The sequence below is a fragment of the Stenotrophomonas sp. MMGLT7 genome (assembly GCF_021168555.1).
Classification (GTDB): Bacteria; Pseudomonadota; Gammaproteobacteria; order Xanthomonadales; family Xanthomonadaceae; genus MMGLT7.
This window is the reverse complement of record NZ_JAJOZS010000005.1, coordinates 198,145-210,786: the sequence shown is the minus strand read 5'-3', so window position 1 is coordinate 210,786 and position 12,642 is coordinate 198,145. Positions and strand designations below refer to the sequence as shown.

General features: G+C 70.5%; 8 protein-coding genes. 3 read left to right on the top strand and 5 right to left on the bottom strand.

Going from position 1 to position 12,642, the window contains the following annotated elements; genetic code table 11:
• Positions 1-9: 9 nt before the first annotated feature.
• Together LRX76_RS09045 and LRX76_RS09040 are read right to left on the bottom strand one after the other, a co-directional pair.
• Positions 10-2,121 carry a penicillin acylase family protein gene (locus LRX76_RS09045; RefSeq protein WP_231804272.1) on the bottom strand — a complete coding sequence of 704 codons (2,112 nt, stop codon included), beginning with the start codon at positions 2,119-2,121 and terminating at the stop codon, positions 10-12.
• A gap of 25 nt (positions 2,122-2,146) precedes the next feature.
• Entirely contained in the window at positions 2,147-4,597 is a 2,451-nt protein-coding gene (locus tag LRX76_RS09040; RefSeq protein ID WP_231804270.1) for a TonB-dependent receptor, read from the bottom strand.
• Positions 4,598-5,028: 431 nt separating this feature from the next.
• Here LRX76_RS09040 and LRX76_RS09035 point away from each other — a divergent pair, with 431 nt between their 5' ends.
• Positions 5,029-6,063 carry a patatin-like phospholipase family protein gene (locus LRX76_RS09035; RefSeq protein WP_231804268.1) on the top strand — a complete coding sequence of 345 codons (1,035 nt, stop codon included), beginning with the start codon at positions 5,029-5,031 and terminating at the stop codon, positions 6,061-6,063.
• Positions 6,064-6,522: 459 nt separating this feature from the next.
• On the opposite strand, the gene LRX76_RS09030 is transcribed toward LRX76_RS09035, so the two are convergent.
• From LRX76_RS09030 to LRX76_RS09020, 3 genes are all read right to left on the bottom strand, one after another.
• Entirely contained in the window at positions 6,523-7,695 is a 1,173-nt protein-coding gene (locus tag LRX76_RS09030) for a YncE family protein (RefSeq protein ID WP_231804266.1), read from the bottom strand.
• A gap of 147 nt (positions 7,696-7,842) precedes the next feature.
• Positions 7,843-8,478 carry a DUF2238 domain-containing protein gene (locus LRX76_RS09025; RefSeq protein WP_231804264.1) on the bottom strand — a complete coding sequence of 212 codons (636 nt, stop codon included), beginning with the start codon at positions 8,476-8,478 and terminating at the stop codon, positions 7,843-7,845.
• Positions 8,475-8,963, bottom strand: coding sequence for an Lrp/AsnC family transcriptional regulator (locus tag LRX76_RS09020; protein WP_231804262.1), 489 nt, complete (start codon positions 8,961-8,963; stop codon positions 8,475-8,477). The genes LRX76_RS09025 and LRX76_RS09020 overlap by 4 nt, the downstream gene beginning before the upstream one ends.
• A 126-nt stretch (positions 8,964-9,089) precedes the next feature.
• Here LRX76_RS09020 and phhA point away from each other — a divergent pair, with 126 nt between their 5' ends.
• Complete coding sequence (gene phhA / locus LRX76_RS09015; protein WP_231804260.1) at positions 9,090-9,980, top strand: phenylalanine 4-monooxygenase; 891 nt, start codon at positions 9,090-9,092, stop codon at positions 9,978-9,980.
• 163 nt (positions 9,981-10,143) lie between these two features.
• On the top strand, positions 10,144-12,558 hold the full coding sequence (locus tag LRX76_RS09010; protein WP_231804258.1) for a DPP IV N-terminal domain-containing protein: 2,415 nt from the start codon (positions 10,144-10,146) through the stop codon (positions 12,556-12,558).
• Positions 12,559-12,642: the final 84 nt, after the last annotated feature.

Genomic DNA, 12,642 nt, shown 5'->3' with positions numbered 1-12,642 from the left:
CCTCGGGCATCAGGGCAGGGTGTCGGTGGCTTCCAGGTTCGCTTCCACCTGGTCGCGGCTCAGCCACAGGGTGCGGTACTGCCGGCGCGACAGCAGCGGCAGCTGGTCGCCGGCGTGCGCGCTGCCGGGCTGGGTGGAATTGCCGTAGCTCAGCAGGCCCACGGCCTTGAGCGGGGTGGAGAACTCCACCATCGATACCCAGGTCTCGCCGTGCCGCGGGGTGCGCACGCCGTCGTCGCCCGGCTCGCCCCACGTGATGACGTGGAACGCGCCGGTGTTGCCGAAGCCGCCGCTGCCCGGCACGTCCACCTCGCCGATGCGGAAGCGCGAGACCTCGCCGAACGGACGGTCCAGGCTGCCGTAGCGCTGCACGGTCTCCTGCGCGGCCTGTTCGAGCATGTCCAGCGCACCCGCCACGTCGGCGATCCCGGCCGGGGTGGCCTGCGGATCGTCCGCGCTCCACTTGCGCGCGTAGTGGCCCTGGCCGGAGAAGGTGGGGCCGGCGAAGTGCAGCGCCCAGCGCTCGAACAGCAGCGCGCCGCGGCTGTCGGGCAGGCTGTCGCGGTCCCAGCGCGCCAGCACCTGCCCGGCCTGCCGCACCAGCGGGCGCGTATCGGCGGCCGCGGCCGGCAGCAGTTGCCCGAGCACGCGATCGGCCAGGCGCGAGCGGGTGGTGGTCTTGAGCCGGACCAGTTGCTCGAAATCCAGCTGCGGATGCTCGCGCAGCAGCGCCAGCGAGGTCTGCGCGCGCAGCGAGTACGGGCCGGGCGCGGCCACGTAGGCCGGGAAGTCGGAGGCGTGCAGCTGCGCCGGCCAGGTCGAGTTCCATGGCGGGTCGTTGGCGTTCTGCACGAAGCCGCCGGGCGGGTCGATCACCTTGGGCAGGTCGTCGTAGCCGTGCAGCTCGGTCCACAGCGTGGCCGAGGTGTCGCCCGGCACCAGCCCGCGCCAGTGGTCCAGGTCGCCATCGGGATGCTTCGGCAGCAGGCCGTTGTCCAGGAACATCGCGTGGCCGGCGCGGTCGGCATAGACGATGTTGAACATCGGCACCTGCATCATCCGCAGCGCCTGCTGGAAGCCGGCGAAGTCGCGCGCGGTGCTCATCTTCCAGTACTGCAGCAGCGCGCCGGGGCGGTCCAGCCCGGCCACGCGCAGGGCCACGGTCCTGCCGTCGTCGCGAGTGAACACCGTGCCCTGCACGCTGCTGCGGATCTGCAGCAGCTTGTCCTGCACGCTACCGTCGGCCTGGCGCACGCGGTAGCGCACGCTGCGGCTGTGGAACGGCAGCATCTTGCCGTCGAAGCGGTAGCCGCCGTCGGCCAGTTCCAGCGCGTAGTTGGTGTAGCCGAGCATGGTGTTGACCGTGTGCGTGTAGCCCAGGTCGGGATTGAAGGCGAAGCGCATCACCGGCAGCCCGACCTGGGTGGCGCCGTAGATGTCCACGCCCGGCGCCACTAGGTGCGCCTCGTAGTAGCGGAACACGCCCTCGGTCCAGCTCAGGTGCGGGTTGGCCAGCAGCATGGCGTGGCCGTCGCGGGTGCGCGAGGGCATCACCGCCCAGCCGTTGGAGGCGCCGGCCGCGCTGCTGGCCGCACTGCCGGTCGAACCCTGGAACACCTTGTTGGGCGAGACCACGTAGGTGAAGTTCATCAGCCGGTGCGCGTGCGCGACCACGTCCACGGCGCTGACCGGCAGCACCACCCGGACCTCGGCGCCGATCTCGCGCGGGTGCCGCGCGGCGTAGTCGTTGATGCCCTGGGCGAAAGCGTCCAGGTCGGCGCGGAACTGCGCCGGCTGCTGCCGGTACCACTGCCGCGCGCGCTCGTACACGTCGTTGCTCAGCAGCCAGCGGTCCTGCGCCTCGTACTTCCCGCCCCAGTACTCTGCGGCGCGGCCGCGCGCCTCGCCGTACACCCGCAGCAGCAGGTCGCCGTGGCTGCGGGCCTGGCTCCAGCCGAAGCCGTAGAACAGCCCCGCCTCGTCCCTGGCATAGACGTGCGGCACGCCGTAGCGGTCCCACAGCACCTGTCCGCGGCCGGGCACGGACGCACCGGTGTCGTTGGCGGCGGCCAGCGGCATGGCCGGGCACAGGCACAGCAACAGCAGCAGCAATCGCTTCATCGGCCGGGTCTCGTTTCGTAGGGGGCTACAGGTCCACCGTCACTCGCGCATAGTAGTAGCCGCCATAGACGCCGAACGGCGAGTTCGAGGCATAGGGCGCCGAGCCGATCGTGTTGGTGGCCTGCAGCGCGTCGGGATAGCGGTCGAACAGGTTGTTGGCGCCGATCGCCAGCGCGACCCTGGGCGTCAGCCGGTAGCCCAGGTCCAGGTCGGTGATCCACTTGCCGCCGTAGCGTTCGTCGTAGGCGGCGCTGGTGCCGGGATTGACGAAGCTGCCGTAGCGGGTCTGGCGCAGATTGACGTCGAAGCGGCCGTAGCGCCAGTTCAGCGCCAGCGCGAGCTTGTTGTGCGGGGTGCCGTCGGTGACGTAGCGCTGCATCTGCCGGTTGAACAGGGTCAGGCCCAGGTCGGCCAGCGCCGGCGGGTTGGCGGCGATGCCGGTGATCTCGGTCTTGTTCCAGTTGTAGCCCACGCTCCAGTCGAACTGGCCCAGGCCCGCGCTGCGCTGGCGCCAGGTGCCGACCACGTCCACGCCGGTGGTGCGCGTATCCAGCGCATTGGCGAAGTAGCGCACGTACTGGTCGGTGGAGAAGCCGTTGGCGGCCAGGATCGCGTCCACGCCGCTGCCGGACAGGTAGCCGGTCAGCATGACCCGGTCGCGCAGCGCGATCCGGTATGCGTCCACTGTCAGCGACAGGTCGTCGGCCGGGGTCAGTACCAGGCCCAGGCTGTAGTTGGTCGATTTCTCCGGCTCCAGGTCCTGGCCGCCGAGGGCACGCGCCAGCGCGCTGCTGGAGGAGACGGTCTTGGACTGGATCGCGGTGTAGGCGCCGTCGATGTTGGCGTAGGCGGTGGACGACTGGCCGAAGCCCATCTGCGACAGCGATGGCGCGCGGAAGCCGTTGCTGACCGTGCCGCGCAGCGACAGCCACGGGGTGAAGGCGAACTTGCTGGTCAGCTTGCCGCTGGCGACGTTGCCGGCGCTGTCGTCGTAGTGCTCGAAGCGGCCGGCCGCACCCAGCACCCAGCGCTCGCTCAGGTCCCAGGAGAAGTCGGCGTACGCGGCCAGGTCGTTGCGGTGCAGGTCGGCCTCGTCCTCGGGGGTGACGATGATCGCGCCCTGCGCGCCGACCGCCGCGGGCTGGCCGGCCAGGCTGCCGCCGGAATAGACGTAGCCGCCGTCGGCATAGGCGGCCAGGTCGCCGGCGCGGGTGCGGAAGGCCTCGTAGCGATGCTCCAGGCCGGCGGAGATCTGCAGCGGCCGCCCGGCCAGCTGCACCGCGCGGGTCAGGTCGAGGTTGGTCACCCACAGGTCGGAGATCGAGGTGAAGGTGTCGAAGCGGGTCGGGCTGGCGCTGCCCAGCGAGGCGTTGAGCGAATGCTCCGAGCCGTGGTCGACGTGGTTGCGGCCGAAGCTGGTGCTCAGGTCCCAGTCCCACTCGCCCCACAGCCCGCGCAGGCCGCCGGTGAGCTGGTAGTCGTACTCGTCCATCGCGTACCAGGGGGTGAAGCCGTCCGGGTAGACCTCGACCAGGTTGTTGCTCGAGTTGGGCAGGCGTCCGGCCTGGCCGACCTCGGCATGGCGCCAGGCGAAGGTGCCGTTGCTGTAGAAATCCAGGCCGTCGCCGAGCGGGAGCACGGTGTTCTGCGCCAGGCCGAACTGCCACAGCTTGGGCAGGCCGCCGGCATAGACGCGCTTGTCGACCGTGGCCTCGCGCGGATCGCCGGCGGCATAGAAGGTGCTGGTGGAGCGGATGCCGCGCGAGGCCGACTGCTGGCTCTTGTAGTCCATCGACCAGGTGCTCGAACCGCCATCGCCGAGGCCGAAGCCGTGGCTGAGGCCGAGCTGCACGGTTTCGCCGTCGTTGCGGGTGCGGCTGCCGTCGCGGTAGCTCCACGGATAGCGCGCGCCGCCCTGCAGGCTCAGCTGCCCGCCTTCGGCGTCGGACTTGAGGATGACGTTGATGACCCCGGCGATGGCGTCCGAACCGTACTGCGCGGCGGCGCCGTCGCGCAGGATCTCGATGTGGCCGATCGCGCTGACCGGGATCAGGTCCAGGTCCACCGCGTTGACGCCGTTGGCGACGTTGCCGGTGTTCAGGTCCACCAGCGAGCTGTTGTGGCGGCGCTTGCCGTTGACCAGCACCAGTACGTGGCCGCCGGACAGGCCGCGCAGGCCGGCCGGGCGGGCGACGCTGCTCCACGACGAGCTGCCGGCGGACATGCTCTGGTAGGACGGCACCAGCTGGCTCAGCACGTCGCGCAGCGGCGCGCCGGCGGCCAGCCGCGACAGCTGCTCGGCGGAGATCACGTCGATCGGCGCCGGACTGTCGGTCACCGTGCGCGGCTGGCCGCGGTTGCCGGTGACCACCAGCGCATCGAGGGTGGAGACCGGCGGGTCGGCGGCCACGGCGGCAGCCGGCAGGCCCGCGGCGAGGGCGGCGGAGAGGAGGGAAACGGACAGCCTGGACGTCATTCGCGCATACCAGCCGGCGCCTGGGCGCCGGTCCTGATCGGGGGGAGAGGGGGAGGAACCGCTGGACCGCGATACGGCCGCAACCGAGCAGCGCATATGACGCCCGGGCACGACAACGATGTCAAAGGATCGCCGATAAGCAACGGGAATATGGTTATCCGTTCGCGTCATGAGCGCGATGCGGAGCGGGGCGCGATGGCGGCGCAATGCCGTGCCGCCGGTCGGCTCCACGCCGCCGACCGGCGCGGTTCCGATGCGCGGAACATCGGGTCGCGCCGGCGCCGGGATCGCGAGTCGCCGGGATCGCGGGGCTAGCCTGCCGGGCCGCGGCGATGACGCACGGACGGCACGCAGGCGGCCGCGCCGCCGTTGCTCCGGGATTGTGCCGGGGGCGGGTATGCTTGCGCCCTCTCCCGACCTGACCTTAGTCGATGAAACCGCTGCGCCCGCGCCTGCTGCTGCCCCTTGCCCTGCTCGGCTTGCTGGCCGCCTGCGGTGGCGACAATGTCCGCCCTCCGGCGCCGCCGGTGGCCGGCCCAGCGGCGGCGCCGGAGGCCAAGCCGGTGCGCATCGGCATCGCCCTCGGCGGCGGTGCCGCCAAGGGCTTCGCCCACATCGGCGTGATCAAGATGCTGGAGGCCAACGGCTTCGAGCCGGTGGTGGTGTCCGGTACCAGCGCCGGCAGCGTGGTCGGCGCGCTGTACGCCAGCGGCATGGATGCGTTCGCCATGCAGGAGAAGGCGGTGGCGCTGGACCAGGCCAGCATCCGCGACGTGCGGCTGTTCTCCGGCGGGCTGGTGCAGGGGCAGAAGCTGCAGGACTACGTCAACCAGCAGTTGGGCAACCGCCCGATCGAGAAGCTCGGGCGGCCGTTCGCCGCGGTGGCCACGCGGCTGGAGGACGGCGAGCGCACGGTGTTCGTGCGCGGCAACGCCGGCCAGGCGGTACGCGCCTCAAGCAGCGTCCCCGGCGTGTTCGAGCCGGTGGCCATCGGCCAGTACCACTACGTCGACGGCGGCGTGGTCAGCCCGGTGCCGGTAGACGCGGCGCGCCAGCTCGGCGCCGAGTTCGTCATCGCCGTGGACATCTCCAACAGGGCCAGCGGCAGCACCCCGGGCGGCCTGTTCGGCACCGTCAACCAGTCGATCGCGATCATGGGCCAGCGCCTGGGCAAGGCCGAGCTGGAGCGTGCCGACGTGGTGATCCGGCCCAAGGTGCTGGACATCGGCGCGGCCGATTTCACCCAGCGCAACACCGCGATCCTGGAAGGCGAGCGCGCTGCGCTGGCGGCGATGCCGCAGATCCGCCAGAAGATCGGCCAGCTGCAGGCCCAGCGCGCCGCGGCCGCGCGTGCCGCGCAGGAGCAGGCCGCCGCCGCCGCGCAACAGGGCTGCCTGGAGAAGCGCTCGCGGCTGAGCAAGCTGATGCGGCGCGAGGGCGACTGCACCGCCGCGCCGGCACAGTGACCGGCGTGGCGCGGGGGATGCGGCCGACGTTCCGGCAGTGGGCCGGCACCGTGCGGCCGATGCACGCGGCGTCCGGGCCGCGGTAAGTCCTCCCTCTTCATCGCGAGACGGGGACAGGCGCGTTCCCTCCTGGCGCTTGCGCGGAAGGGGGCGCAGCGCCGGATGGGGGCCCTTCCGCCGGGGCCTTCCCATGCTCCCGGCAAGCACCATCCACCCTGCGGGCACCTTCCACCTCAACGGTGCCTCGCCCCGCAAGCGGGAGAAGGAGACGGTTCATCTCATTGACGCCCGCTTCCTCGTCGTCGGCGCCGTCGACTCCCAAGCGGGGCGTGCCGGGCGCGGGCAGCCCCGGCTCGGCCGCAGGCTGCATCCGGATCGGCCATGGCGCCCGGGTGCCGCGCTTGCCCTCGCCTGGGCTACGCCCCCGCGGACCCCGTGCCCGGCAATGCATGACGCGCCCTACAGCGCGATCCGCGCCACGCTCTCCTCGGCGCTCTCCGGGTCCGCCTCGCCGTTCTTGATGCTCGCGTAGAGCACGTTGCGCTGCTCGTCCAACGCCAGGCTGTTGGGATGGGTGGGCAGGTCGATGCTGTGCAGCAGGCGGTAGTCGTCGCTGTCGTGGACGGTGACCTTGCCGGCCTCGCGATGGGTGACGTACAGGCGCTTGCGCGGGGCGTCGAAGCGGATCGCCAGCGGGCCGGCCTCGGTCGCGATGCTGTGCAGTTCGCGGCCGCTGTCGGCGTCGAGCACGACGATGCGGTTGCCGGGGTTGCGCGACTGGAAGCCCGGGATCGACTTGGCCTGGTAGTCGCGGATCATCGCCAGGCCCTGGTCGGTGACGAACAGGCGCTTGCCGGCCGGGTCGTAGGCCAGGTTCATCGGCTGCTCGATGCCGGTGCGGTGGCGCTGCGACACCGCCAGCGTGTCGGTATCGACCACCACCACCTCGCCCAGCAGGTTGGAGGTGAACACGCGCTTGCCCGCCGCATCCAGGAACAGGCCCGGTGCCTTGGCCTTGCCCAGGCCCTCGACGGTCGACACCACCTTCAGCGCGTCGGTATCGACCACGAACAGCACGCTGCCCTGCTCGGAGTGGCCGGTGACGTACAGGCGCCGGCCCGCCGGGTCCACCACCAGCTCGCGCAGGTCGTGCGCGTAGCGTTCCTGGCCGTCCGCGCCCCTGGTCTTGGCTTCGAGCTGGACCAGCCCGACCGCCTCGTTGGCGGCGATGTCCACCACGGTGACCGAAGTGTCCACGGTGTTGCCGACGTACAGGCGGCCGCCAGCGTCGTCGAGCACCACGCCGAAGGCCTTGCGCTCGAGCGGGATCTCGGCCTGGACCTCGAGCGTGCGCGGATCCAGCCGCAGCACCCGCGACGGCGCCGCATCCGGGCCGAAGCCGCCGGAAGAGGCCACGAACAGCGCATCCTGCGACGGGCTGTAGGCCAGTTCGTACAGCCCGCGCGCCAGTTGCCGGCGCTGCACCTCGGGCGCGCGGGCCTCGGCAGCGGCCGGCGCCGGCGCGGCGGCCCGGGAATCGGCGGGCGGGCTTGCCGGCTGCGGCTTGCAGCCGGCCAGGGCGAGGACCATGGCGGCGGCCAGGGCGGTCGGGAGCAGAGGGGATCGGGTCATCGGGCAGTCCTGTCGTGTCGGCGAACGGGTGTGAGGCGTTGCGCTGGCATGGCGCCGGTGGGCGGCATCGGCTGGCTGCGGGGAACCCGGGCGGTTTCCACCGCCGCAGGGTTCCCGGGGGCGCCACTGTACCAGCGCCGCCGCCGCTCAGGTTCCGGCAGTTCCCAGCTGGCGGTCGTGCAGGCGCGAGAACAGCAGCAGCGAGGCGATCGCCCCGCACAGGCACAGGAACATGTCCCACTGCGTGTCCCACGCGTCGCCCTGGGTGGCCAGGAAGGCATCGGCATCGGCGCCCCACGCCAGCGCCGCCCACCACTCCAGCAGCTCGAAGAACGCCGAGAAGCTCAGGCACGCGGCCAGCACCAGGTAGACCAGCCAGCCGCCGCGGCGCAGCGGCGTACAGCGCAGCAGCAGCTCGCGCGCCAGGATCGCCGGCACGAAGCCCTGCATCAGGTGGCCGACGCGGTCCCACGGGTTGCGCTCGGTGCCCAGCAGGTCGCGCAGCCAGAAGCCGGCCGGGGTCTGCGCATAGGTGTAGGTGCCGCCGTGGATCAGCACCAGCGCGTGCAGGGCCAGCAGCCAGCACAGCAGCCGCGTCAGCGGGAACCGCTGCCAGCGCCACGCCAGCAGCGGCAGTGCCGCGATCACCCAGATCACTTCCATCAGCCAGGTCAGGCGATCGCGCGCGATGCACCCCGATGCCAGCAGCGCCGCCGCCACGGTCCAGGCCAGCAGATGCCTTTCCCGGCGCGCGGGCACGATGCGCGGCGGCGCGCCGCTCATGCCGGCGGCACCGGCGACAGCGGGATGCCGGCGTCGGCCTTGACCGTGCGCAGCACGAAGCTGGAATTGACGTCGGCCACGCCGGCGGCATTGAGCAGGCGGTCCAGCAGGAACGCAGAGAAGTGCTCCAGGTCGCGCACCATCACGTGCAGCAGGTAGTCCATGTCGCCGGTCAGGGCGTGGCAGGCCACCACCTCGTCCCATTCCTGCACCGCGGCGGCGAAATGGGCGATGCCGGCCTGGCCGTGCTTCTCCAGCTGCACCCGCACGAACGCCTGCAGTCCCAGCCCCACCGCCTGCGGTACCACCCGCGCGCCATAGCCGCCGATGACGCCGTTGGCCTCCAGCCGCTGGATCCGCCGCAGGCAGGCCGAGGGCGACAGCCGCACCTGCGCGGCGATGTCGGCATTGCTGGCGCGGCCCTGCCGCTGCAGCAGCGCAAGCAGGCGCAGATCCGTGCGGTCGAGCGCGATGTTCCCGGCCATGTGTTGCCCCGCAACAGCAATCGATGCAACAAGATTGCGTCAATACCCGCTATCGACGCAATATTCGCAAGCCTGTTGCGCGACGCTGCCGCTAGCATCGACGGATCGCCCCACAGGAGCCGTGCCATGCAGGCCACGCCGCACAGCGTCGAACACCAGCACACCGACAAGGGCTACGTGCCGGTCTACACCACCGCCGTGCTCGAGCAGCCATGGGAGCGCTACGGCGCCGACGACCATGCCACCTGGGGCGCGCTGTACCAGCGCCAGCGCGAACTGCTGGTGGGCCGCGCCTGCGACGAGTTCCTGCAGGCGCAGGACGAGATGGGCATGAGCCCGCACTCCATCCCGCGCTTCGACCAGCTCAACGAGGTGCTGGGCGCGGCCACCGGCTGGACCCTGATCGGCGTGCAGGGGCTGCTGCCGGAGCTGGACTTCTTCGAGCACCTGGCGCACCGCCGCTTCCCGGTGACCTGGTGGATCCGCCGCCCCGAGCAGATCGACTACATCGCCGAGCCGGACCTGTTCCACGACCTGTTCGGCCACGTGCCGCTGCTGATGAACCCGCTGTTCGCCGACTACATGCAGGCCTACGGCCGCGGCGGCGTGAAGGCGCACGGCATCGGCCCGGAAGCGCTGGCGCACCTGAGCCGGCTGTACTGGTACACGGTGGAATTCGGCCTGGTCGACACGCCGGCGGGCTTGCGCATCTACGGCGCCGGCATCGTCTCGTCCCGCGGCGAGTCACTGCATGCGCTGGAGTCGGCCGCACCCAACCGCATCGGCTTCGACCTGGAGCGGATCATGCGCACCCGCTACCGCATCGACAGCTACCAGAAGACCTACTTCGTCATCGACGGCTTCGAGCAGCTGATGGCCGCCACCGCGCCCGACTTCGCGCCGATCTACGCCGGCCTGGCCGAGCAGGCGCACCTGCCGGCCGGCACCGTGCTGGACGCGGACTGCTTGTTCCAGCGCGGCAGCGGCGAGGGCTGGAGCGCGGACGGCGACGTGTGAGCGTGGCAGCGGAGCAATACTGGGAATCCAACCCGCGTTCCCAACCTGCACCGGAGAAGCCCGCATGCCCCCACATCAGGCTGTCGCTGTCGCCCGCCCTGTCCATGGATGTTCCCCTTCTCGGCGCTCCGGTCCGCATGCGGCGCCGACGCGGCATGCAGGAATGCGGCTGCGCATTGTGGTGTTCCTGCTTGCCGTTGGCTTCTTGCCGGCGCTCGCGAATGCGGAACCAACGGTGGATACCTATGCCCGCGCCGAACGCGTGCTGGACTTCAATCTCAGGGGCAGGGTCCTCAACGCCGCGATATCGCCGAATTGGCTGGCCGATGGCCGATTCTGGTACGAGCGCAAGACGCGTGCCGGCGCCGAGTTCATCCTGGTCGATCCTGCCGGACCCAATCGCCAGCCGCTGTTCGATGCCGCACGGATGGCCGAGGCCATCGCAGGGCTGGTACCCGCCGACCCCGCCCCGATCACCACACGCGTCGAATCGGTGGAACAGGCACTGCAGTCCAATCTGCGTATCAGGTTGCGCGTAGATCGCGACTCGGCGATCGACTGCCATGTGCCGGCCTACACATGCCGGCTCTCGCCGGCGCCTGCGCCGGATCGGCGCTCGCTGCCTGCACCCGATGGCACCCGCTCGGTGTCGGTGCGGGACGCCAACCTGGTACTGCGCACCGATGGCGCGCGGGAAGAAAGGCCGTTGACGCATGACGGTGAGCCGTCGCACGGCTACGGCGTACTGCCTGATTTCGCGTTGCGCGGCATTCCATGGCGACAAGGCCGACTGCAGATTCCGCCATTCGCGGTGTCCTGGTCGCCGGATGGGCGGCGACTGTTCGGCGTACGCTACGACGAGCGTCGAGTGGCTCCGTATCCGTATCTGGCCAACGCCCCGGAAGATGGCTTCCGCCCGGTCGTGCACCAGGTGCGCCTGGGGCTGCTGGGCGATGCCGAGCAAGTCCGGGATGCCTGGTTCGTAACCGACGTCGAAGCGGAGCGCACGCGCCGGATCGACATCCCCGAAGGCTGGAACAGCCTGACCGAAGCCGGCGTGCTGGGCTGGTCGGCATCCGCCGACAAGGTCTATACCGCCATCGTCCGCTACGACCGGCCGGCACGCCTGCGCCTGGTCGAGATCGACCTGCGCGCCGGTACGGTCCGCACGATCCTCGAAGAACGATCCGACACCCGCGTCCAGCTCAACTCCTACACCTACAATCGCCCTGCGGTACACGTGCTCCGCAGCAGCGACGAGATCGTATGGTTTTCCGAGCGCGACGGCTGGGGCCACCTCTATCTGCTCGATCGCCGCGATGGCCGCATCTTGCGCAGACTGACGTCCGGCTCCTGGCTGGTACGCGATGTCGTCGGTGTCGACGAACACAGGCGGCAGCTGTTCTTCACTGCAGGCGGACGCGAACCCGGCGATCCCTACGAGCGCCGGCTTTACCGCATTTCCCTGGATGGCGGCGCCCCCGTTCTCCTCACCCCCGAGTCCGCCGACCACGCCATCGACGGCGGCGCCGGAGTGCTGCTGGGTGGGCGTCCGTCCCGCCAGCTTTCACCTTCGGCCCGGTACGTGATCGACAGCTATTCGACCGTGGACCAGCCACCGGTTAGCGTGCTGCGTTCGACCCGTGACGGGCAGGTGCTGCTCGAACTCGAACGTGCCGATGTGACGGCCCTGCGGGAAGCGGGCTGGCTCGCCCCGCGACGTGAGCGGATCAAGGCGGCCGACGGCACGACCGATATCCATGCCACCGTCTACCTGCCGCCGGACTACAGGCCGGACGGCCGCCATCCGGTCATCGACGCGATGTACGGCGGACCGCATGTCACCAATGCCCCGGTCGGCTATCTCGATGCAACGGCGACGGCCAACCCGGTTTCGCGCTCGAGCCTGGCTCAACTCGGATTCGTCGTCGTCACGATCGACGCACGCGGCACACCCGGGCGATCGAAGGCATTCCACGACAGCAGCTTTCTCACCGCTTCGGATACCCAGCTCGACGACCATGTCGCCGCAATCCGCCAGCTGGCCGATCGCTACACGGGAATGGATCTTGGACGGGTGGGCATCTACGGCCACTCGTTCGGCGGCTACAGTTCCACCCGTGCACTGCTGCTGCACCCCGATTTCTACAAGGTGGGCGTGTCCTCGGCGGGAAGCCATGGTTTCCAGGGCATGTATGGCGGCGCGATCCACGGCATGGACCGACTTGTCGGAGGCCGTCCGGTCTACGCGGACGGCCACGCAGTGCGGCCGGACGCCGACGCGGTTCCGGCACTCTTCGCGCCACTCGACAACAGCGAGCTTGCCGATCGCCTGGCCGGCAAGCTGATGCTGGCCTATGGCGACCTCGACGAGCACGCCATGCCGGCGCTGACACTGCAGCTAGCGCGTGCCCTGACCCGGGCGAACAAGGACTACGACCTGCTTTACCTGCCGAACCAGGATCACGAATTCTTCCGCAACGACGTCTACTTCATGCGCCGCCTGTGGGACTACTTCGTGGAGAACCTGATGGACGCCACACCTCCGCGATACCGCATCGCGCCGCCGGCGACATAGACCGGCGACCACCTTCCGGTCCGCTTCGCGCCTCGGGCCGCGGTGGGGTCGCAGCGATCGGCAAGAGTACCGGCGCCTGCCTGC